General features: G+C 43.5%; 22 protein-coding genes and 5 pseudogenes. 5 read left to right on the top strand and 22 right to left on the bottom strand.

Annotation, left to right across the window (positions count from 1 at the left end):
• Window positions 1-321: 321 nt before the first annotated feature.
• From AC6RNO_RS04020 to AC6RNO_RS04010, 3 genes and pseudogenes are all read right to left on the bottom strand, one after another.
• Window positions 322-2,838 (bottom strand): winged helix-turn-helix domain-containing protein, encoded by a 2,517-nt coding sequence (locus AC6RNO_RS04020; protein WP_497104699.1) that lies wholly within the window; start codon window positions 2,836-2,838, stop codon window positions 322-324.
• 469 nt (window positions 2,839-3,307) lie between these two features.
• Window positions 3,308-3,416: pseudogene (locus AC6RNO_RS04015) on the bottom strand (TetR/AcrR family transcriptional regulator); the annotation flags it as partial.
• Between the two features lie 33 nt (window positions 3,417-3,449).
• Window positions 3,450-3,797 carry a winged helix-turn-helix transcriptional regulator gene (locus AC6RNO_RS04010; protein WP_474682372.1) on the bottom strand — a complete coding sequence of 116 codons (348 nt, stop codon included), beginning with the start codon at window positions 3,795-3,797 and terminating at the stop codon, window positions 3,450-3,452.
• Between the two features lie 158 nt (window positions 3,798-3,955).
• On the opposite strand from AC6RNO_RS04010, the gene AC6RNO_RS04005 reads away from it, so the two are divergent.
• Window positions 3,956-5,152 (top strand): MFS transporter, encoded by a 1,197-nt coding sequence (locus tag AC6RNO_RS04005; RefSeq protein ID WP_474682371.1) that lies wholly within the window; start codon window positions 3,956-3,958, stop codon window positions 5,150-5,152.
• A 172-nt stretch (window positions 5,153-5,324) separates the two neighbouring features.
• On the opposite strand, the gene AC6RNO_RS04000 is transcribed toward AC6RNO_RS04005, so the two are convergent.
• The 8 genes from AC6RNO_RS04000 to AC6RNO_RS03965 all read right to left on the bottom strand — a co-directional run bounded on the left by AC6RNO_RS04000 (window position 5,325) and on the right by AC6RNO_RS03965 (window position 13,025).
• Window positions 5,325-7,601 carry a preprotein translocase subunit SecA gene (locus AC6RNO_RS04000; RefSeq protein ID WP_497104835.1) on the bottom strand — a complete coding sequence of 759 codons (2,277 nt, stop codon included), beginning with the start codon at window positions 7,599-7,601 and terminating at the stop codon, window positions 5,325-5,327.
• A 57-nt stretch (window positions 7,602-7,658) separates the two neighbouring features.
• Window positions 7,659-8,375 carry an ABC transporter permease gene (locus AC6RNO_RS03995; protein WP_488435118.1) on the bottom strand — a complete coding sequence of 239 codons (717 nt, stop codon included), beginning with the start codon at window positions 8,373-8,375 and terminating at the stop codon, window positions 7,659-7,661.
• On the bottom strand, window positions 8,372-9,217 hold the full coding sequence (locus AC6RNO_RS03990; protein ID WP_497104698.1) for an ATP-binding cassette domain-containing protein: 846 nt from the start codon (window positions 9,215-9,217) through the stop codon (window positions 8,372-8,374). The genes AC6RNO_RS03995 and AC6RNO_RS03990 overlap by 4 nt, the downstream gene beginning before the upstream one ends.
• A 138-nt stretch (window positions 9,218-9,355) precedes the next feature.
• A complete protein-coding gene (locus tag AC6RNO_RS03985) occupies window positions 9,356-10,291 on the bottom strand; it encodes a LytTR family transcriptional regulator DNA-binding domain-containing protein (protein WP_497104697.1) in 936 nt (311 codons plus the stop codon).
• Between the two features lie 275 nt (window positions 10,292-10,566).
• Entirely contained in the window at window positions 10,567-11,031 is a 465-nt protein-coding gene (locus tag AC6RNO_RS03980) for a DUF8821 family protein (RefSeq protein ID WP_474682367.1), read from the bottom strand.
• A gap of 57 nt (window positions 11,032-11,088) precedes the next feature.
• Entirely contained in the window at window positions 11,089-11,511 is a 423-nt protein-coding gene (locus tag AC6RNO_RS03975; protein WP_474682366.1) for an SRPBCC family protein, read from the bottom strand.
• Window positions 11,508-11,837, bottom strand: coding sequence for an ArsR/SmtB family transcription factor (locus tag AC6RNO_RS03970; RefSeq protein WP_474682365.1), 330 nt, complete (start codon window positions 11,835-11,837; stop codon window positions 11,508-11,510). Before AC6RNO_RS03970 ends, AC6RNO_RS03975 begins: the two co-directional genes overlap by 4 nt.
• Window positions 11,838-12,245: 408 nt before the next feature.
• The gene (locus AC6RNO_RS03965) at window positions 12,246-13,025 is read right to left on the bottom strand and encodes a nuclear transport factor 2 family protein (protein ID WP_497104696.1); all 780 of its coding nucleotides are present in this window, start codon (window positions 13,023-13,025) and stop codon (window positions 12,246-12,248) included.
• 195 nt (window positions 13,026-13,220) lie between these two features.
• On the opposite strand from AC6RNO_RS03965, the gene AC6RNO_RS03960 reads away from it, so the two are divergent.
• Window positions 13,221-13,826 carry a TetR/AcrR family transcriptional regulator gene (locus AC6RNO_RS03960; protein WP_474682363.1) on the top strand — a complete coding sequence of 202 codons (606 nt, stop codon included), beginning with the start codon at window positions 13,221-13,223 and terminating at the stop codon, window positions 13,824-13,826.
• Window positions 13,827-14,231: 405 nt separating this feature from the next.
• On the opposite strand, the pseudogene AC6RNO_RS03955 reads toward AC6RNO_RS03960, so the two are convergent.
• Window positions 14,232-14,411: pseudogene (locus AC6RNO_RS03955) on the bottom strand (DNA-3-methyladenine glycosylase); the annotation flags it as partial.
• A gap of 223 nt (window positions 14,412-14,634) precedes the next feature.
• Between AC6RNO_RS03955 and AC6RNO_RS03950 the strand changes: the two are divergent.
• A complete protein-coding gene (locus AC6RNO_RS03950; protein ID WP_497104695.1) occupies window positions 14,635-15,201 on the top strand; it encodes a DUF4062 domain-containing protein in 567 nt (188 codons plus the stop codon).
• On the opposite strand, the pseudogene AC6RNO_RS03945 reads toward AC6RNO_RS03950, so the two are convergent.
• From AC6RNO_RS03945 to AC6RNO_RS03925, 5 genes and pseudogenes are all read right to left on the bottom strand, one after another.
• Window positions 15,172-15,397: pseudogene (locus AC6RNO_RS03945) on the bottom strand (DUF8821 family protein); the annotation flags it as partial. The gene AC6RNO_RS03950 and the pseudogene AC6RNO_RS03945 overlap by 30 nt on opposite strands.
• A 109-nt stretch (window positions 15,398-15,506) precedes the next feature.
• The gene (locus AC6RNO_RS03940) at window positions 15,507-15,845 is read right to left on the bottom strand and encodes a DoxX family protein (RefSeq protein ID WP_497104694.1); all 339 of its coding nucleotides are present in this window, start codon (window positions 15,843-15,845) and stop codon (window positions 15,507-15,509) included.
• Window positions 15,846-15,892: 47 nt separating this feature from the next.
• A complete protein-coding gene (locus AC6RNO_RS03935; protein WP_474682354.1) occupies window positions 15,893-16,318 on the bottom strand; it encodes a MarR family winged helix-turn-helix transcriptional regulator in 426 nt (141 codons plus the stop codon).
• Between the two features lie 168 nt (window positions 16,319-16,486).
• Window positions 16,487-17,446 (bottom strand): DsbA family oxidoreductase, encoded by a 960-nt coding sequence (locus AC6RNO_RS03930; RefSeq protein ID WP_474682353.1) that lies wholly within the window; start codon window positions 17,444-17,446, stop codon window positions 16,487-16,489.
• Between the two features lie 97 nt (window positions 17,447-17,543).
• Window positions 17,544-17,956 (bottom strand): annotated as a pseudogene (locus AC6RNO_RS03925) (NADPH-dependent FMN reductase).
• Between the two features lie 148 nt (window positions 17,957-18,104).
• On the opposite strand from AC6RNO_RS03925, the gene AC6RNO_RS03920 reads away from it, so the two are divergent.
• Window positions 18,105-18,437 carry a winged helix-turn-helix transcriptional regulator gene (locus AC6RNO_RS03920; RefSeq protein ID WP_497104693.1) on the top strand — a complete coding sequence of 111 codons (333 nt, stop codon included), beginning with the start codon at window positions 18,105-18,107 and terminating at the stop codon, window positions 18,435-18,437.
• A 330-nt stretch (window positions 18,438-18,767) separates the two neighbouring features.
• Here AC6RNO_RS03920 and AC6RNO_RS03915 read toward each other — a convergent pair.
• The 3 genes and pseudogenes from AC6RNO_RS03915 to AC6RNO_RS03905 all read right to left on the bottom strand — a co-directional run.
• A pseudogene (locus AC6RNO_RS03915) lies at window positions 18,768-18,923 on the bottom strand (IS66 family transposase); the annotation flags it as partial.
• A gap of 51 nt (window positions 18,924-18,974) precedes the next feature.
• The gene (locus AC6RNO_RS03910) at window positions 18,975-19,277 is read right to left on the bottom strand and encodes a hypothetical protein (RefSeq protein ID WP_474682351.1); all 303 of its coding nucleotides are present in this window, start codon (window positions 19,275-19,277) and stop codon (window positions 18,975-18,977) included.
• A gap of 425 nt (window positions 19,278-19,702) precedes the next feature.
• The gene (locus AC6RNO_RS03905; protein ID WP_497104692.1) at window positions 19,703-20,005 is read right to left on the bottom strand and encodes a hypothetical protein; all 303 of its coding nucleotides are present in this window, start codon (window positions 20,003-20,005) and stop codon (window positions 19,703-19,705) included.
• 152 nt (window positions 20,006-20,157) lie between these two features.
• Between AC6RNO_RS03905 and AC6RNO_RS03900 the strand changes: the two genes are divergently transcribed.
• Window positions 20,158-20,331 (top strand): Arc family DNA-binding protein, encoded by a 174-nt coding sequence (locus AC6RNO_RS03900; protein WP_497104691.1) that lies wholly within the window; start codon window positions 20,158-20,160, stop codon window positions 20,329-20,331.
• A 740-nt stretch (window positions 20,332-21,071) separates the two neighbouring features.
• Here AC6RNO_RS03900 and AC6RNO_RS03895 read toward each other — a convergent pair.
• Window positions 21,072-21,542: a hypothetical protein gene (locus tag AC6RNO_RS03895; RefSeq protein WP_497104690.1), complete on the bottom strand. Its 471-nt coding sequence runs from the start codon at window positions 21,540-21,542 to the stop codon at window positions 21,072-21,074.
• Window positions 21,543-21,559: 17 nt separating this feature from the next.
• A complete protein-coding gene (locus AC6RNO_RS03890) occupies window positions 21,560-21,952 on the bottom strand; it encodes a hypothetical protein (RefSeq protein WP_497104689.1) in 393 nt (130 codons plus the stop codon).
• Window positions 21,953-21,957 lie beyond the last annotated feature (5 nt).

The following is a 21,957-nucleotide window of genomic DNA, read 5'->3' as shown; positions in this document are numbered from 1 at the left end:
GCCAGAACGATCCTCCCAGGTCGGGAAAACCACATCTTGAGTCCTGATGTAGATAGCTTCATAAATTCGTATACACCTCTTCATTTGTCATTATGATTGCAACCGACGATGTAGCGATACAAGATTACTTGGGCCGACAAATACCGATATTTTCCTGGCCCGCTTGTCGATTAATGCCACTTTCTCCCCAATTCTATGACTTTCGTCCCAACAAAAAAATCCCCCATTGATGGGGGAGAGACGTTAAAATATTGGGGGATATACACGGTGCCAATATGTATTGTATAATCATGCTTTTCTTGAATTGCGATAACTGGCTCGCTACAGCCATTGGAATTCTTTTCCTTGCTTCAGTGCCTGTTCTCTGCTGTTCACATGAAGTTTTCTAAACATACTTTTCAGATGGCTCTTGACCGTTTCGGCTGTGATTTCAAGCTGCTCGGCGATCTGTTTATTGGATAGCCCCATGTCAATCATCCGAAGTATTTTTAATTCCTGTTTCGTGAGCAGGGCTCCCGAGCTTCCAGTCTCATGCCCAGAATCGGACATCAGCAGAAGCAATTCCCTGGCGTAGCGCAGGCTCGTAGACTTGCGGTTAGCGTTGATCTGCCTTTGCCCGATATATTCACGCAACAGCTCCGCCATCTTGGCCCCTTCATCCACGAAACTGCGGATGTATTTCCCCGGTTCCGCCAATTGGAGTGCCGCCTCCAGCTTCATGACAGCGTTCGTCATATCATCTTTTCGATAAAAAGCCATGCTTTGCAGGATAGCCACCTTAACCTTATCCCAGGTCCGATCAGCCTGATCGGCAAGCCGGTACAATTGTTCCAGCAGTTGCAAAGCTTCATCAATTTCCCCCTGTTCCATAAGCGCACTTGCCAAATACAGATATTCTTTGATTGGACCGGGCGGGATCGTATCGGTATGCTTGATGCCGCATGTTTGCAGCCAACCCTCATCGAAAGCACCGTTCGCAAGTGATAAATTTGCCTTCTCCGCTTCTATTCTCCTCATAAACATTCTTTTATCCACGGAATCGATCTTAGGTTTAACCCCCTCCAGCCATTCAAACGCTTTGGCCGAATCTCCTTTGGCCTGACAGATCCGCGCAGCATTGATAGTAGCGCTTAACAGAATAAGGGCATAGGGCTGCATGCACGTTGACTTCAGTACCCTCTCCGCATAAACTTCAGCCTCTTCCAAGCGGTTCCATTCATATAACAGCAAACTGTACGTATTGTAGAAAAAGCCAGCGTAGGGGTAATTGTCTCTATCTTCCCATACTTTGATCCATTTATAAAAGAATCTTTCCGCATCATGCAAATCATCGAAGAAGCTCAATAATGTGTCGAAATACATCGAATAGGAGTTCGCTTCAATCATCTGAATGTAGCTGCCCCCCGGCGTATGCCGATCAAATATCTCAAAATATTCATTCGCTCGTCGAAAGTCTCTTCGGTAAAACGAAACAGCCGCGGACAAAAAATGAACGTTTCCTGCGTAAGGTTTCCATTCCGGGTCTGACAGCTTGTCCTCCATCAGGCGAAGTCTCGCTTGTGCCGGCTCCAGTTCATTGGTCTCCACCATCACTTTGACATACAGAAACTGTATGCGCGGCTTTCCCGTAAAACAGGCTTCCGGCAGAGCACGCAACCATCGATACAGCACCCCTCTCTTCGCATGAAGACTTTGCAGATGCTTTTCGATCAGGGCACTTGCTTCGTGGTAATGCCCGTCCACAAACAGTTGCTCTACCGCTTCTTCCAGAAATCCGTGCGCCTCCAGCCAATGGGCTGCCTTGACATGCAACGCCTTCGACTGTCCCGCATATCTCTGCCGGAAAAGCCTCCGCAAAAACTCGGAAAACAAATGATGATAGCGATACCATTCCCGCTGATCGTCCAATGAAACAATGAACAAATTGCGCTGTTCCAGCATTTCCAGCAGCTCCTGACAATTCGCTTGTCCGGTAACCGCTTCGCACAACGAGCCGTTGATCCTGTCTACAATCGATGTTTCCAATAGAAAGGACTGAATCTCGCTCGGCTGGAGACTAAAAACCTCCTGAAACAGATAATCGGATATGCTGCGGTGCTCCCCGCTAAAGGCACGGATAAAATCTGAATAATTGCCGCTTCTTTGCAGCGAAATGGCCGCCAGATACAGTCCGCTAATCCATCCCTCCGTGCGGTCGACCAACAGAGCTATCTTTTCCCCCGGCAGCGGCAATCCCATGCAATCCTGAAAGTAACGAATTCCCTCTGCAAGTTGAAAGCGCAGCTCCTGAATCGTGATTTTCACCATTTGGCCTGTTATTTGCAGCCTTGCCGAAGGAAAAGGCATTTCAGCCCGGCTTGTTACATAGAGGTGGATGTGAGCGGGCAAATAGGCTAGAAAATACGCTACCGACGCGTGAATGGCGGCAAGATCAATCACGTGATAATCGTCCCAAACGATGACCAATTCATCCGAGCAGCCGTCGAGCTCGCGAATCACGGCTGAGATGAAGGGTTCAAACGCTCCCGATTTTAAGGATGGCAAATACGGGGTGACCGCTTCCGCAAATTGAGGGTGCTTACTATTGACGGCAGCGATCGTATAGTTCCAAAACTCAATCAGATCATTATCTTGAGGGCCCAAGGAAATCCATACGGCAGGTATGGCGGACTGCTGCAGCCACTGGCTCAAAGCTGTTGTTTTACCGTACCCCCCGGGAGCCGTTACGGATGTAAGTTTGCTCATTAATCCTTTATTTAATAGCTCGGTGATCGCCGCTCGCTCAACAAGGTCATCGCGCCGCGTTTGCGGGATATGAAGTTTGGTACTCAGAATCATGGATCGGCACCTCGAATTTGGCTGTTAAACTCTATTCTTTATTATATATGATTTCTGATCAAGGGTGGCTAAATAAAGAGAGCTGTGTATGATTTGAGTAGGTTGTGTCACGAAGGGATAAAAGCCTGGGAGATAAACTGTTAACGACAATTTATTTCCCAGGCTTTTTTATTTTTGCTGCATGTGGTAATTTTTAAGTCCTTAGCATGAGCCAACTTGTCCAATTGTAGTGGTTCAACATTTCTCCCGCATCCCCTTCTCCACCCGAGTGACCGGCTGTTAAAAACTCGCAGCAACAGGAAACCGGCGACGGATTGCATCCATCGCCGGAAGTTACTGGCTCTTCAATTACGCGTCGGCGCCCAACTGCCCTCGGCCCCCGTCAAACAGCTTATGGTATGGTTCAGCTTAACGAGTCTATCGGCTAAAAATGCAAAAGGAGCTGCCGCGGCGCATAATTGCCAACCTTTCAATGCCCGATCTGCTCCTTTATCACCTGTTCAATCCCCAGCAGAATCAGCTTCCAAGCCGAATTCAAACGCCACATCGGTCCCCATCAGCTCGAACAGCCCGTTCGTACATGCGGAGCTATGTCCATCTTACTGGTTCAATTAATATTTATTCAAAATTTGGTATTCGCCTTTGTCGAAGGTTTCCTCTAAATAATTTTCTCCCCATTCGCACAGTGCAAGCAAGATCGGTGCCATTGACATTCCAAATTCTGTAACCGAATACTCCACTTTTGGCGGGACTTGATTGTATATTTTTCGGATAATGATTCCGTCTTCTTCAAGTTCTCTTAATTGCTGGATCAGCATTTTCTGTGTTATCCCCTGAATCATCCGCTTTAGCTCGCTTGTTCTTCTGGATTCCTTTGTTAAATGATAAACAATGAGTGGTTTCCATTTCCCGCCAATGATACTCATCGCGACTTCAAGAGTACAGTAGTACGTTCTCATTCCTCACCCCCCTTTGTTTGCACAATTATTTCTTTTTGGTAACTATATCACTAAAAAGTCTGTACTTCTATTATTGACATTTTTAATTCATAATAGCAACCACAAGCCAATGAAAGCGGCAAAGTTAGGACATGAATCTCAATCAGGGGGAGTAAGTTATGGAGATGGCAAAATCAACCGGGGTACCTTTGAGCATACAGCAGAAGTTTCTGGTTTTTTCTTTAGTTTTACTGACATTCGTCACGGGTACAAGCGAATTTGTTATTGTCGGATTGCTGTCCAACGTTGCATCCGATTTGGAAATAACAATCTCTGCAGCTGGGGCGCTTGTATCCGGGTTTGCCTTTGCGGTTGCCGTCGGCACGCCTATCGTAACTGTTCTTGTCAGCCGATATCCTGCTTATTCGCTAATGCTGACATGCATGTTAATTTTTATTGCGGGCAATGTAACCAGTGCGCTTTCCTCGGTTTATCCTTTGCTTATGGGGGCAAGGGTGGTTACCGCCGTTGTATGCGGACTGATGCAGACGATAGCTACGACGGTTGCCAGCGAGACATTGCCTGCCGAGAAAAGAAGCACGGTCGTTTCGCTCATATTTGCCGGATTTACTATTGCAAGTGTGCTGGGTGTTCCGCTGGGTACCTGGATCGGGCAAGCAGGCGGCTGGAACATGGCTTTCTGGTTCACAGCTTTTTTAGGTGTGGTTGCCTTGGCGATGCTCTCGATTACACTTCCGAGAAACCTGAAAGGTGCCCAAAACTCATTAAAAAGCCAATTCGATTTATTGACACATCCCCGAATAGTATTGGCTTTTCTCGTCCCAACACTAACCATTGCCGCCACTTATGTCGTGTATACTTATATCACGCCTATATTGGAAAATGTGTTGCTTATCCCCGCCAGATATACAAGCCTTATTTTGCTGATATACGGGGTCGCTTCTATAATCAGCACATTGCTAGCTGGTAATATTGCTATTCGCAACGGATTGAGTAAATTAAGATTTGTTTTTATCATTCAAGCCATTATTCTTGCCTCTCTTTATTTCACATTACATTTTGCCGTTCTCGGATTGATAAATATCTTAATTATTGGTCTTGTCGTTTACTTATTTAACGTAACATTTCAACTGTACTTGATAGATTTGGCCGGGGAATACTCTCCTTCAGCCAAGGTGTTCGCCGCTTCTTTGTTTCCTGTATCTGTTAATTTAGGCATTGCTGCAGGATCTGCAATTGGAGGACTGGTTGCCACCAATATCGGGCTGCTCCATACCGGGTGGATGGGGGGCGTGCTGGCATTAGCTGCATCGATTCTTACTTTTATCAGCTATCGGTTTTATAGGGACAAATGACATTATTGTCGGCCATCTTCCTACATCCCAGTTTTTTCGCCGTCATTTGTGGTACGGTTCAGCTCAACGGGTCTATCGGCGAAAAATCCGCCTAGGTGTGAAGCGCGGCGGCATTGCTGGCCTCAAAAGCAACTTGTGTTTTCCAGTCCACAAGTTCTGCAATTCGTCCCAATCAAAATTTTTGCCACCCGAATATCGGCCTCAAAATATTGCGAATCCAAAAAGCAAATACAGTCATTGCGGTCCATGAGCTGCGCTTATTCTGGATGTATTGATCGTTTATTATATAAGTCCGAGTGGAGGTAGGGCTCTTCAGACCGAACTCTTCCCACTTCGACGGATCATTCGAACCTCCGAGCCTTACAAGCATATTCGCCGACTCGCTATTTATTTTAGCCGGAATTTGCTCGTAGGCTTGGGTGATTTGCGCATGAAATTCGTCGATCGGATTGCCGCTGGCAAGGCTCTCCAAGTGGATGCCTTCGCGGATGTAAGAAACGTATGCAAGATGGTCAGCCCAGAACTCGTCGATATAATAAAGCCGCACCCGCTGCTCCGAAGGGCTCATCGGCTTCTCGCCTTTCAAAATTCCGAGCCGTTCCTCGTATAGAATTCGCCTCTGATCCTCCACCATATCCGAATAACAGTTCAATTCTTGGCATATGTGGAAGTTTTGGCCCATAATAACACGCTGAATATGCGCGATTTTGCTGCGAAGCATCGGCTCTTCGAGAGCCTCATCCTGCCTGGGAGCGCGAATCGCTTTATTGATGCCGAACCGAAGCAACAACTCGTCCTCCAAGCTTATGAAAAATACGGAAGCTCCAGGGTCTCCTTGGCGGCCAGAACGCCCGCGCAGTTGGTCGTCGATCCGCACGCTTTCATTCACATGCGTACCAATCACGTACAATCCTCCCAGCATGGCAACAACTTCTGCTTGCGAGGGGTTGCCACCGCCGAGCCGAATGTCGACGCCGCGTCCCGCCATATTCGTAGACACCGTCACGGCGCCAATTTCTCCCGCTTTTGCGATGATATCGGCTTCTTCTGCGTCGTTTTTCGCATTCAGAACATGGCAAGGTACGCCGACAACCGCTAGCGCTTCCGCCAGCATGTCAGACTCCTCGACGCTTGACGCACCAATGAGAATTGGACGTCCCGTCGCATGGACGGACGAGATTTCGTGTACAAGCGCCTTAAGCTTGGCTTCTTTATGGGTATAAATCCGGTGCGGATGGTCGATCCGTATGTTTGGCCGGTTCGGTGGAATTTGCGCGACCTGCAGCACATAAATATCTTTGAATTCCATTGCAGAAGCTTGCGCGGTAGCCGTCATTCCGCAAATCTTCGGATACAGGCTAATGAAGTGTTGAAGGGTGATCATCCCGAGAATTTTCCCGCCGGCTTTCGACTGCAGCCCTTCTTTGGCCGCAAGCGCGGCTTGCAACCCGTCCGGCAAATACCTGTTCTCCGCCACGCGTCCGGTATATTCTTCAATCAGATCGATTTTACCGTCCCGTACGATGTAATCGACGTCTTTTTTTAATAACGATTCCACATGCAGCGCGCAATTCAATGACGTTAACAAATGACTGTTATGGCTATCGTACAAATTGCCGCATCCCAGCAGTGCCTCCGCTTTCGCTGAGCCTGCTTCATTCAAGTATACGTTCCGCTGGAACTCATCGAAGTCGTAATGCTCTGCTTGCTCAAGCTGCCGAGCCACTTCAGCGAAACGAATGCGATCGTCGCTGGAAGAACCCGACTCGCCGGTGATGACTAGCGGCACCCGCGCTTCGTCGAGAAGCAGTGAATCCGCTTCGTCGACGATGACGTAGTGGAAAGGACGATGCACGGTATCGGCCTCGTTTAGTGCGATCGTGTCGCGCAAATAATCGAATCCCGCCTCTTTAGCCGTAACATAGGTTATATCCTTGGCGTAAGCTTCCTGTTTCTCAAACAGGCTCATACCCGCTTGAACCGAGTCTACCGTTAACCCTAGGAAACGATAGATCGGGCCCATCCACTCCGCATCTCGATTTGCCAAATAATCGTTAAAAGTCAGCACATGAACGCCTTTGCCGGTAAGCGCATTTAGATAAGCAGGCATAACAGCAGAGAGCGTTTTTCCTTCACCGGTATGCTGCTCGATCACAAATCTCTCGTGCAGAGCGACGGCAGCCATGATCTGGACATCGTAAGGCTGTAATCCAAGCTTTCTCTTCGCTGCCTCGCAGACTAACGCATAAGCATCGACAAGCAGCTCATCCAAAGGCGTACCCGATTTTGCTTCTTTTTGCAGCCGGAGGGATTCCGCTTGAAGCTGCCCATCCTCCCATACTTCCAAATTCCGTTTCCTGATGAGATCCGCTTTGTCTTGATAGACTTTCAGCTTATTCCGGGTATCGCGGTCTTTGAATTTTTGCATCAACTTAACGGCTAAATTCATCGGCATTTGAACCCTCCTCGGTAGAAATACGCGATTCCATAGCGGCTGATTTTTTTCCTACTCATCCTTTAACCGTCGTTGATATAAAACAACAGACACAATCGTTAATACAACCGTCCATGCCAAAGTAATGAGGAGGGGTTTTAATAAGTCTCCCAACGTAAAGCCTATATTACGTGGAGCTAGCAAATGCACAAGCTGACTGCTTGGTACGTAATCCAGCACTTTGAAGATTGGATAATCATCCACAAGAAACGCTCCCCATGGTGCCCCAGAGAATACGATCGACACAGGAATTATAGATAATGACGCATCAAGCAACGTCTTGGAGAATAAACCGCATATCGTGCCGACTGCTATGTATAGAATAATCGAAAGAATGATTGCTGCCACAAACGCCCATATACTAGCTGGCTCATAGCCAAATAGATACGTAGCAATAGCCAGAACAACAGCAGACATTACAAAGACTAAAGTGCTTTTACCGATTAAAACATCCATGGTCGTGGCCGGAGTCATCATTAATGATCGTAAAGTGTTACGCTCCTTTTCTTCCGCAATCAAGCATGCTTGTGCGAAACATGTTAGGAACACAAACGAAAGATTAAGAACTGTAGCGAAAGATCCAGGCAAAGACGAGCCGGAGCCGGCAGCTCGAAGAAGAAGTGCAAGGATAATTGGGAAAATCAACATAATAGAGAGCGCATAATTGCGTGAAAACTCTTTGTAATCCTTCACAAATATCGCTCGAGCACGTTTTAATGAGATACTCATAGTAACTCACTTCCTGTCATTTTAATAAAGATATCACCTAGACTTGACTCTTTCGTTTCTAATCGATCAATGAACCCTCGTTTCATCCAATCAGCTATTTGATTAGCCGTTCCCTCACCTATCGGGAGCTCGTAGGCTTCCCCATTGATTAAGTCAACACAAACCACGTTTTCTCGATGCTGTCTTTTAAGTTCCTTGGGTGAACCGATGGTTTGGATTTGTCCTTGATACAAAATCGCTACACGGTTACACATCAATTCCGCCTCAACCATATCATGCGTAGTTAAAAAAATCGTTGTCCCTTTCTCATTTAAGTAGCGTAAGCCTTTATAAATATGTGCTGAGTTTACAGGATCTAAAGCCGAAGTAGGCTCATCTAAAAATAATAATTCCGGCTCATGGATAATCGCGCATGCCAACATGACACGCTGACGCATCCCTTTCGATAAGCGATTGACTTTCTTTTTGCGCTCTCCGCTTAAGTTTACAAACTGCAGCACCTTATCGATCGAAGATCTAGGAAGATCATATAACTTACGATACAGCTCTAGATTTTCCTCAATCGATAATCTCTCATATAGACCACTGTTATCCGTCAAAATGCCAAAGCGCATCTTCTGTGAAGACTGATGCATCATCTCCGCTGGCTGATTAAATACATTTGCCTGTCCACTTGTCGAATTTAACTGCGCAGTTAAAATCTTTATTAATGTCGTTTTTCCTGAACCACTCGGACCCAGGAAACCAAAAATTTCTCCTTTCGGAATGGAAAAGGACACGTCTGATAACGCATCCTTATTTCCAAATCTCTTTCGAATATGTTCTACTTGGATAACATCCACGAGCACCACTTCCTTAACGTTGGTGCCCTAAGCATATAATGATTGCATGCATACAGCCATCAAATACCGCCGAAATGTAGCTATTATCGCCTCAATGGTACCACCCAATGCTTGATTGGTTCGACATTACCCCGGAAATTAAATGTTAAGAAGTGCTTTTAATTCATGCAATTTTGAACGAGATAACGGAACCACGGCATCTTTACCTGTATGTAATCGCAAGCTGTAGCTATTCTTCGTCCATGTAATAATCTCTCTTACTTTTTGCAGATTAACGATGTAGGATCGATGACACCTAAAAAAACCGAAGTTTAACAATCTCCGCTCGAGCTCGGTTAGCGTCAAAGCACAGTCATAATTTTCTCCACCCACATGAACAAGGATCGAACCATCTATACTTTCTATAAAATCGATTTCAGGCGGATTAAACAAAATCACTTTGTCATTTCTTTTCGTATAAATCTTCTGCACGGTTATATTGGCCCGATCTTGTTCCTGCACTTCCTGCTTATCCTCTTCTGAGTCCCGAATATCCAATGGATGAAATCCGGATTCGTTCAATCGATAAATGGCATCACAGGAAATAAGGGCATCCTCTAAATTCGAAGTTAAAATTAAAATCTGCTTTTCTTTCGCAAGGTCATCTAAAATCCGTTTAAAATGACGACGATCTTGTTCTTCCAAGTAAAAATAGGGTTCCTCCAGTACAAGTGTAGGCTGATGCGCAAAAAAGACACGCAGCAATGTCACATACATCCTTTTCGATGAGCTTAGATCCTTAATTCTTACCTTCCGTTCTTCCTTTAAAGCAAAATAATTCATTAACAAAGCGACACGCTCATTCCTCTCCGTTACTTTAATTAGAAAAGCGATTAGCTCTTCCACCGTTAAACGCATATACTCGCTTTGCCCAGCTCGAAATAAATAATATTGGGAACGATTCACTAATTGATTCATTAAAAGCTGCTTTCGCTTCAAATCCGTTATAATGCCAATCGATTGGTTCGATGTCATATTTAATTCGATCTTCGGTAGAAATAATTCCCCATCATCATACATTGGTTGAAATTGCATACCGTCCTCCCGGTTAGTGCCGCTGTAGGATATATAAAACAATTATAATGTTGGGGTACTTTTTTGTCAGTAACGCTTCAAATCACAGATATTCATACGTAAGAAAACAGAGGCGGGACGCTCCGCCTCTGTTTTCTTTGTGTTTCCGTAAGTTTAGTTTTGACGTTTCCATTTCCCACCCTACCCGCTCCAGCTTCTTTAAGCGCCTCTACGCCCTTCCCCCACGAAAAATTTCGCCATTACTTATGGTATGGTTCAGCGTAACGGGTCTTACTTTAATATTGTCCTTTAATTACAAAAAACGAGCCCCGAATCGTTCCCGCTAGTTTAGACTTCTGCCTAGCAAACTTAAACTTCCCTTCTAACTCCTTTGGTACCTCCATCCCCTCCGAAAGCTTAAAACCAACGGCCCGCTTCTTAGGGTCATCAACCGTATACATGACATTGAGCCCAAGACCATCCTCATAAAAGACGTAGGTAAATTGGATATTTTCCACTTGAAAACGCGACGTTTCTAAAGGTTTGGCCGCAAACTCAATATTGCGTTCTTCTTTCAAAATTCGGTTCACATAATCAAGGCTCTCCTGACTTTCGCTAGCGGGTACAACCATAAATTCATGCTTGTATTTGTTCATAAAATAACGGGCTTCATTAGCACGCAAACCAGCAAGCGCTTCTGCTACAGGTGAAGACTCTAAACCAACCGTAGATACATTTTTGAAATCAACGATATAGGACATTTCCATCTCTCCTCTTATCTCTTTGTTTCCTAACAACAAGAAGGTAATCGAATGCGATTATTGTTCCAACACCTTTTCAAGCTCGCTGCACCATTTACCCCAGCCATACTTCGCCCCACCCAGTGCTGGTTCATTCGAGATTCCGGTTTGTTCGAGATGAAGGTTAACCTTCCCGTTCCCTAAGTCCTGCAACGTCCAGGTGACCGTATGCTTCTCCCCTCCACTGACCCAAGTATAGGATACCCGGTTGGGTGCATCCACGATCAGCACTTCGCCTTCAATAATTCCATCCCAATATTCGTTTGGCTGGGTGCGGAACTGAAAACGGTATCCGACGACAGGTTGAAAATCGTTCTCCATCGGCTGACCGGTGTGAATGTTGGCAACCCACTTGGCAAGCTTGCTTGAATCGGTTAAGGCGGACCAAAGCTTCTCGATCGATGTCGCGTACTGATAATCCAAGGATAATGTTAAACTCATTCTTCTTCCTCCTCCAAAAGTTGGTTCAAGCGCAACATATTCGTACTCCAGAACTTGCTGTAGTAAGCCACCCAATCTTGAATTTCTCTGAGCGGAGAGGCGTTTAGCCTCAATAGCGTTTCTCTGCCGACTTTTCGGTCAAGCACCAATCCGGCCTCTTTAAGGATGGTCAAATGCTTGGATACCGCTGTTCGGCCCATTTGAAACTGTGGCGTTAATTCATGAAGCGGTATCTCGTCCGCCTCTGCTAACAGACGAATCAGTCGGCGTCTAGTTGGATCTGAAATCGCGTCAAATACATCCCGCAACCGGTTGTTCTCGTCCATAACACCCTCTCCCAATTATTATTTTTATAGTAGTATCTATCGGTTGTACGAAGGAATAGCCGATAATTTCATCACCTCCCTCTACAGTTTGCGGCTCTTCGGACGAAGCGCCCACGAGGCGATATTTAGTGCAGCATAAGAAAGCGGAAGGATAAGATGAAACCCGTAATTGGACACCATTTGGTGACACTTTGATTATAGGACACCAATTGGTGTCGTGTCAACAACATTTTTAAATTCCACATGAAATATGTAAAGGCACCCGTTAGGGTGCCTAAAGAGATGATTTTATTAGGGGTTACGTGCAATTTCAACCTCTTTCTTCTGTTTCTGGTTACGTGAATGTTTAAAGCGACAACCATGATATATGCTTTCCCCTGTCTTTTCTACAATTGCGCTGCACCCACCTCAAAATCTACTGTTCAAATTCTTTCGTTTTTCTGCCGGCAGTATGGCCTCGATGACGTCCCAATGCTCGGCGGTCTTTCCATTCTCCACGCGGAACAAATCGTAGAAAGCGGTAGGCTGACCGTCAAAGAAACCTTCACTCACCGTAAGCACAAAATCGCCTTGTCCGATTACCTGATGGACATGAGTATATTGAAATTCAATATTTTTCTCCTTCAGCGCCTGCAAAGCAGCATGAAGACCGGAAAGACCGTCGGCAATATGTGGACTATGCTGAATGTAGTGATCGCCATCAAAGTAAGAGGCAAGCAGGTCCGGGTTCTTCCCAAGCAAGATGTTCTCAACATAGCTATTGACCAATACTTTGTTCGCATCCGTCTTGTTGATGTCCCTAATGGTGACCGGTCCGTCAATCATCGTATGATTGCTTGTCGTCTTTTCCGTCATCTCTTGCAGATTATCCCAATGTTCGACGATCAGCCCATTCTCAAAACGGAATATATCAATGCCGATTTTGGGGCCAAAAAAATCATATACGGAATGAAGTGCCACATAATCTCCGTCGACTATAGTACGCTTAATGCTTACCTTTGTACCCATTTCCTTTAAATGATCAAGTGCACCAAGCATGGCTTCACGACCATCGGGTAAGGCCTGGTTGTGCTGAATATATTGATCTGGATTCACATAAGCCATAATCGCTTCGGGGTTGCCGCTCTCTAAACTTTCCAACACGGCGATTGCCTTACGGACAAGCTCATTTTCATTGTTTACCGTCATTCGACTATCCTCCTTTAAGTTTATGGGCATTAGATAAATAATGAACATGGCGTTGTTTATTTATCTATCGCTCATTATAATGGAGGTTAATATAACGCTCAATATTCAATATTTTTCGTTTTGAAGGATAACAGACAGCTCATACAACTTTTGTCGCTTAACGGTTAAAATTTCATGTAGGGGAGAAAGAAAACAGTGAACAAGAAAACGGACCTTAGAATACTGCGCACGAAACAATCGATTCGAAATGCGTTTTATGAGCTTGTTCAGGAAAAAGGATATGAAGCGATAACGATCCAGGATATTGCCGATCAGGCTATGATCAATCGAAACACTTTTTATCTTCACTACCAAAATAAACCTGATTTATTGGATACATGTATGAATGAATTGTTGAGCGAATTAAAGGATACAGTCGTTCTTTGTCCCATCAGCATGAATCCTTTCAGTATTTCTATACTCGAGACAGTCATGCAAACTGTACTGGAACATATTTCGCGCAACACCACCTTTTACTATGCCATGTTAATTGAAGAGAATAGAATCTATCAGTTTCGAGCGAAAATGGAGAATATCATTAAAGATAAATTAAATGAGGGGTGGAATCCTGCTCAGGGAAATTCCCCTTTAGCGATATCCAAGGAATTGCTGCTCGAATACCTCATATCGTCTTTCATGGGGATTGTACTCTGGTGGATTAAAAACGATAACCCCCTTCCTGCAGATGAAGTTTCATCTCAGTTTAGTAGAATCGTTGCCTACGGGCATTTGAAAGCTGCCGGCATCACCGTCGAGGAATAATGTATGGTTATGAAATTCAACTTACGCTGCAAAAAACGCAAACCGACCTGTGGGCAGGTGTGTTTCCGGCATCTATCATGCACTGAATGAACAGCAGGAATCCCTACGCAGTTTGCTTGCCCAGTTGAAAAGCGGGGAACAAGCGAAATAGATCTACCGGAATATGTCAAGCTTATCTTCAGGAACATGTACGATCAGGTTGAATTGCTGTTGCAATTTCTCTCGCAATTGAAGCAACTGCTGGAACAGCAGAAGGGGGACGACGCGATTGAATCAAAAAGTTGAGCGCTCACGAATTGCTGCGCTTGCCGTCGTCACCATCGCTATTTCCGTCGATATGCTCGTATATGGACTCATTGTACCGTTCGTGCCGCAATATGCCGCCTCGCTGGGAGTATCGCACACTTTCGTCAACTTACCCGGTCCGTTCGTCAGCTCCTGCTCCTTCTTTACACTTTCGCGGCGCCTGTACATCCATTCTATTCCTTCACAAGGTTCAAGTGCCCGAATCAGAACACTTTCCGGATCACCTATCCCCCCACTCACCACGTTCAAGAGACAGTGGGTATGTATCAAATGAGTGTAAGCTCGTTAATTACCTGTTTAGTCCTCGGTTAATATACTTTCATTTTTCATTAAGCTATGAAATTGCCCTCAAACCTTTCTTTTCCATTCCTTTTGCACGAACTAAACCTCCTATTTGCCGTCTGGTGCAAGCTTGCCGCATGAAAACTCCAGTCAATTTTGACAAATAAAGTGAGAGAGTGGTAAATTCTTTTTATACTAATTCTTTAATTTGGGTGGGCCTATGAGAAAAAAATTGCAAATTTACATATCGTCTACTTTCTACGATCTTATTGAGGAAAGACATACCGCTGTTGAAGCCGTACTTCAAGCCGGTCATATCCCTGCTGGAATCGAGCAATATTTTAAGGAAAGTCCAATGAAAATTAGGAAGAGATGGATCGACGAGTCCGATGTATATATCCTGATTCTCGGAGGATTCTATGGTTTAACGCTTCCTGATGAATCCAAGAGCTATACGCATTGGGAATATGAGTATGCCGGAGAAGCGGGCAAACCTAGATTTGCTTTTGTTGTCACAGATGAAGCATTAAGACAAAAGCCATACGACTTCGCAGCAATTGAATACTATCAGAAGTTTCAAGAGTTTAAGCAATCGGTCATGGAACAAGTCCCTACCTATTATGTTGAAGATGTACGGCACATTACAATGGTACTTCGTGATCAATTGCCGGAGTATGCAGCAAGAGACGATTTGTATGGCTGGGTTTCCGGCAAGGATGTCCCGGACGTTCAAAAGCTGTTGGAAGAGAATGCAAGATTAAAGGCGGAGTTGGAGAAAAAGAAATGAAAGAGGGGCTGGCACAACCAGCCCCTTTCTTCCCCGAATAGTCCCCGCCAGCTTAGACTTCTGCCTGGCAAACTTAAACTTCCCTAACTCCGCAGACCTCCATCCCCTCAGAAAGCTTAAACTCGACGGCCCGCTTCTTAGGGTCATCAACCGTATACATGACATTAAGCCCAAGACCGACCTCATAGAAGAGATTAAGGAAAGTGGGCATCTGGTTGAGCTGGGATCTTGAACACTAAAAACGGTAGCACGAGATAGAAACCCATGAGTACAGTACTTAAAACATGAAATCACTAGCTTGCAGACTAAATCAAATGATTCATACTGACGACCACAGACAACAGGCAAAGTACGATAGCCGGTATTGCCTTTGGAAAAGGATCCTTAGCAATAACGAGAAGAATAAAGGTTGCGACAAACATTGTAGCCGCTAGTAAAAATCCTGCAATAACAGCCACTATTGGAAACCAAATGCCTACAAATAAACCGATTGCGGACGTGATCTCAATAAACCCTGTTAAAAAATTAAAGATGGGAGGCATGCCGAAACGGTTGAACTCATCTGCCATTTTACCGGAAATAATTTTACTCCCAGTAAACATAAAAAATAAGCCGACAATAACTTGCAAAATGATAATAACCAAGAAAATTCCTCATTTCTCGTAGTATTTTACATGCTATAGCATACATCTCACAATTCCTTAACACTCGCATACAGTTTTTCAAGTATAGTTTTCAATTCCTGAATTTCATCGTCACTTAAGTACCTTGTCACGTGCTTGTGTGCTTCGATGACAATCGGCAGGAGTTCTGATTTAAGTTTTATTCCTTTATTGCTCAGGTATAAGTTATGAGATCGTTTATCTGTATCATTTACAATCCGTTTGACGATCCCCTTCTTCTCGAGCGAGTGGATCATTCGAACAACCGTGCTCTGATCTCGGTCGATTGCTTCTGCAAGCTCTTTTTGAGTTGTTGGTCTATCTCCATCTAGAACACTGATAATACCCCATTGCTCTGGCGTCATCTCATAGGGCTTTAATTGCTTTGTAAAGTAATTGGTCATTTTAACATCCGTACGATGAATCAAAAACCCCGTTATATTGTACAATTCCATAATTTTCACCCATTTATAAAAGTATATGCCATAGCATATAAATTATCTGATATTACTCAATAAGTCAAGTTGGTCCATTTGACCATTCCTAAATTTTAGAAAGGAGCAACTGCCGCGGCATTCGCTCCTAACTTACAAAAGCACTTTATCTGATGCCTTACAAAGCATTTAAGCTTGAGAGCCGTTTGCGGGTAGGTCACTTACATCCCTATTCTTTTGAGCTACAACGTACAATTCGCCTAAAATGTGCTCGATATGATATGAATCTTCACGAAGCTCTGAAGCGATAAATTTTTCAACCTCACTGGACTCGACTCCGTATATCACTTCAATTTCCTTAGAAAACAAAAGATGGCTTTCCTCCATCAATTTCGCGAGAGGTCGTACCTTTGTAGGTTTAACTCGATGATTTATGATTTGTTCAAGCGCGTCCACGTAGGTATCCAATGTCCGCGCTCCGACAATCTTGATCCCTTTACCTTCTTCATCGACCATAATGATGGTTGGGAATCCTCTTACACCGAGTCTAGCTACTAAATCAAAGTCTTGTTCTAGCAAATCTTGTGCCTCTTCGAGTTCCGATTCTACAAAAACCTGTTTTCCATCCAGCCCAATTTGGTTGACGATTTCAATGAGTACCTGCTCTTCAGCAATATTCTGATTAAAAGCAAAAACAGCCTCTCTTGCTTTCCGCAAAAATCCATTCTCTTTCCCTTTATGCTTGTTCTGAATGGCTTTATATACTCTGGATGGCGGATAAGAAGAGCTTATTGGATTCGTACGCCACAATGTTCCGTCGATTGGCATACGTGAGTGTTGGCCCACTTCCTTCCAATGGTGTTCAACATCAGAAGGTTTTTGAATCCCGTTTGAAGAATCCCCGAACCCATGCCAGCTAGCCAATAATCCCCCCATAATAATACTTACATTGAAATACTGGCCATACTGCTGAGTGAATCGATTTAATACGGGTTCGAGCGCCCAACAATGAGAACAGATCGGATCTGTTACGTAATACAACGTTATTTTTTTAATTTGCTGATCCAGATCGAATTTTTGGATTGGATCTTCATCGACAACACCACAGACACCCGTTTCAAGATCACACATCATATTTTGATTGTTCATAATTTGCATCACTTTCAGAAGTTTATTTTTACCGATGGATGGTTTCAAACTTGCTTAACGGTTTGATCTATCCACCGGACTCAAGACAGACTACATGTTATCGCAATGTTTTAAGCGCACTGGACCAGGAAACAACTTGATCCAACATGGTTTCAATTGTGCCCTTGTGATGTGGGCCAGGTTTAAAGGTTCTCATTTCTTCAAAATCAGTGAATAGGTTAAGAGCAGGTTGCGTAGCTACTGTTGCGACTTGTGGTACAGACAAGGTCAGGCGAAGCTGCTGAGCTGCGGTGGTTCCTCCAGCTGAACCGTAGCTGACAATATTGGCAGCTTTATTGCGAAACTCCTGACTCAGATAATCGATTGCATTCTTCAAGGCAGAAGTGATGCCACGATTGTATTCTGGAGTAACGAAGATCTTTGATCAGCAATTGTCTTGACCCACTCAGCAACTTGCAAACTTACTCTACCTTGCCTTGTACTTCCTGTAATAATTCCAATTTTTGTCACGTCCAATAACTCCCCTAAAAAATTATTTTTTATAAGAGACATTTGTTAATGTCCTGTACATGGTATTATTATAATACTTAGATATATTTGAACAAGTACAATCATTTTTCTTACTAAGTATCAAAAAAATACTATTAGGAGAATCATCATGAAATACGATTTTAAACTTGATCAGCTGTGCCCAGCTACCTTCGCCTTTTCGGTGATCGGAGGAAAATGGAATTTACCGATATTGGCGATTTTGAGCGAAAATAACTGCATCAGATACAACGAATTAAAAAGACGTCTTCATGGTATCACAGGAACGACGTTAACCAACTGTCTAAAAGATCTCTGTGATTACGGGATCATTCATAGGGAACAATACAACGAGGTTCCTCCCCGTGTCGAATACTCACTCACTACTTCTGGGAAAGAGCTAGTGCCTTTAATTGAATCTGTTGTTGCCTGGGGACAGAAGAATATTAAAGTTACGGAGTAGGATGCCGATTTTGTTTACGAATAGCTGGCCGCAATTTGTATTGCGCGTGGGAACAGCTATTCATCACATATGTTCCCAATATCGAAGACAAACCGTTTTTCTTCAGACGGTCCTACACAAGTTTTTCGCTGGGAGCGTAAGCAGAAATGATCAAAAAAGGGTCCCTTGCTAACGTTGTATACGTGCTTGAAAAAATAGCCCCCACCTAGCAGTCAGATGGGAGCGAGTGTATGATGGATGGAGGTTACGTGAGATGGCAAGAGTCTGGTAGTGACGATGACAACGGCCTATTAGGCTCCAATGCTTGCGTCACCTTCAGATCTGCAAGCTGATTACGCTGTAAATAGTCGCGCTTGCCGCTGCTCCCCGTGGGGGATTCGCAAACCACCAATTTTTGCGCCCGATTGCAAATAGCCTGATCGACTGTTCACTACGATTGTTATCGATCTCTAGCCGCCCGTCCTTCAGGAACGCGGTCAGCGTATCCTTGCATAGTAAGCGTCCAGCACCGGCTGGTTAACGTCTGAAACCTTGAAGTTATGTTGTTAAAGTACGGTAATTTTCAATGATCCCCTTCGCTTCAAGTACCTTCCCTGAATTCTCATCAGAAGGCTTATACCCTTTTTTCAATAAGTCAGTGATATACAGTTTGTTATAAATAAAGCAAAAGACCAAACTGGAAACACCAAAAGTGCAACATGCTACAATGAATTGAATAATCGCCCATTTCCAGTCACCTCTAAAAATTGCCGGAAAAAACGAAAAAAAGAATGTAGTCCATGAAAATCCGACTTTACATTCTTTCACATTACCGTCCTGATTGCGTAAATTAATCATCATACCTATAACGCACCCTCTCTAAGTCACATTTAAGATTCATGCATCATCATAAATCCATTGTCCACTTGTTTCTATACCTACAAAGGGGTATTTTTTGTTAATCTTCTCTTCCCTTGAGATGAAGCAAGCCATCGGCGGATTCAGCTGTCATTTCTGGACTAAGTCTATGCCAAAGCTGAAAATTGACCCACAAAGATGACGACTTTATTGGAACTGTGCAGGTACTGCAGAACTTAATTTCTTTGTTAAATGTTGCGGAGAGTAAAAGACGGTTCTACCACAAGTTTTTCGCTGGGAGCGCAAGCAGAACTGATCAAAAAAGGGTCAGCTCAACGGGTCTATCGGCGAAAAATCCGCCGCGGCTTGGTTTTTATATGATACCGATATCCTCTTCGAATAACCTTCAAGAATCTTCTTATGTGTGTTTAGAATTTATCCTCATTTTCCATCACTACTGACAGTCTTCGATTTAAGCATACTCCATCTATCAATCCTTGCCTGTACATAATTTCAATGACTAGTGCCAATTGAGCTTGTTCTTTCTCTTCATAAGAAAATAGTATTGGGTGTTGGTCTATTGGAACATACTTAAAAATCTCTTTTAATAAGGATTGAAGTTCTTTAGATAATTCTTGATATCCCTCATCTTGCTTCAGAACGTTATTCCCAATTTCTTCTGTTCTCATGGCAATAAAATCACGCAAATAAGTTCTAAGACTCTTTATCAAACTCAACACTTCCCCTCAAAAAAGTGATATCAAAGTGAATGCTTGATATTAAACATTGTAAGGTGAGTTCACTTAGATGTCAATGTGAGCGTATATCCATCCCAATCATATTGGTATAATATTGACATCACTTTGGAGGGGTATTGGTTTTTATGGCCACAAATAAACGGGTCTTTACCTTACGATTAGAAGAAGAAAATTTTGAGAAAATCAAAATTATTGCGGATAAAAACAAACGTTCCATTGCCATGCAAATTGAATATCTCATCGAGCAACACATAGATGAATTTGAACGCAAGAACGGGATTATTCAAATTGAAAAGTAATACCAACCTCATTGAATCCTAAACTATAGTTTTTACATCAAAAAAACTGCCATCAATATCGTTAATTGCGATAGGGTGCTCACTATCCTGCCTGTTACTTTCTGCAAGCAAAAGTCCCCCTCCAAGTACCGGATCGTTCTGTGATACGCCGGCTTTTCGCCAAGTGCGCCCCACCCAAAACCCATGCTAGTCAACGCACTTTTGAAGGCTCTTGAGAGTTTTCCCCTAAAAAACGTCGCCGTTACTTACGGTATTGTTCACCACGTTGTCTGTAACAGCAAGTTTCTGAAATCAGAACAGGGCGCTCTTCTAAGCGCCCTGCCTTTTTCAAAATCTTATCCAATGAGACGGAGACTTAACCCAAAGTTGGGCTTTGGAATCGCCGTAAAAGCACCTTGGCTACTTCTTAAAATTGCTTGGGACTCTTGTTCGAGGGGAGTCAACATTTTTAGCTCTGTAAATTTCATGAATTACACGAGAACATAATCCTCTCATGTAAAGCCGATTGAACTCTCCTTCCGCCAAGACTATTAAAATGAGAGTTATTGAAACACATACGGACATCCACGATCTGCGAAGGGACGGAAACCACGCCTGTTGCGTCAGTCGAACACTTAGCCCTAATATGCTTGCCATAGTTTTTGGATCATTGGTTTATTTAATGAAGGCAAGGATAAAAATAGAGGGCACTTTCTGAGAAGTGTCCTCTTCCTGAGATTGAAGTTCAAGCCGAATTTATGCTAAAACCATCCAAAATGTTTCCCTAGTGCTAATCCAGCTGCCGATGTTCGTACAATATCCGCCAAAACGCCATAAAACTTCTTTGCCCGTTCTAAATTACCTTTTCTTACTTCTTCTTGAATTTGTTTCACATCACTAAGGGCATCATTTTTCTCTGGAGAATCGGGTAAAGAATTTACAAATTGGAGAACTGCTTCAAACTCCTTTGCAGCGATGCCTTGAGTTTCTATCGTAGATTGTTGCACATTATCACCCTGAAGGTTTACATTATCACCGAATTGTGCACCTGAAAAATTCCCAGATATAACTCTATGATTATTATTTGTCGTCAAGGTCATCTCACCTATCTTATTTGTATTACAAATATATTTATATTCGCCTTTCAATTCATTTATAAAAAACTGCCTGTTATCAATACTAATAATCACACTACCGTTTTTCTTCTCATCTAAATATCCTAAATCTATCAATTGCTTAAAGTTTTTTCCTAACTGATTATTAGGCCTTTCGAACTCTTCATTATGTGAACTTTTTTTTTAGCATCTTCTTTAAAGTCTTCAGTAAAATTAAAAATAAGAAAACTATGATCCAGATCATTACAAATTTCTTGTCCGCATATATGACATGTGGGCAAATCAAGCAAATCAAGCCCCTGATCCAAATCGCCAATGTGCGCCTTATGATTTTCTGGGCATAGATACATACGTGAAACCATAAGCTCAAATCCATTTTTAGACATTAGAAATCTAAAAACAAAGTCATATGTGGCCTCATATTTTATAGCTGAGAGTACGTTATCTACCGTAAAATCAATAACAGGAGGTGTTAATGTCACCCAATATTCCAATACAGCATTTATTTTGGATATTGGTTTAGACATAAATA

The organism is Paenibacillus sp. sgz302190 (assembly GCF_059820445.1).
Note: the sequence above shows the minus strand (reverse complement) of the source record. Positions and strands in the feature narration are given on the sequence as shown.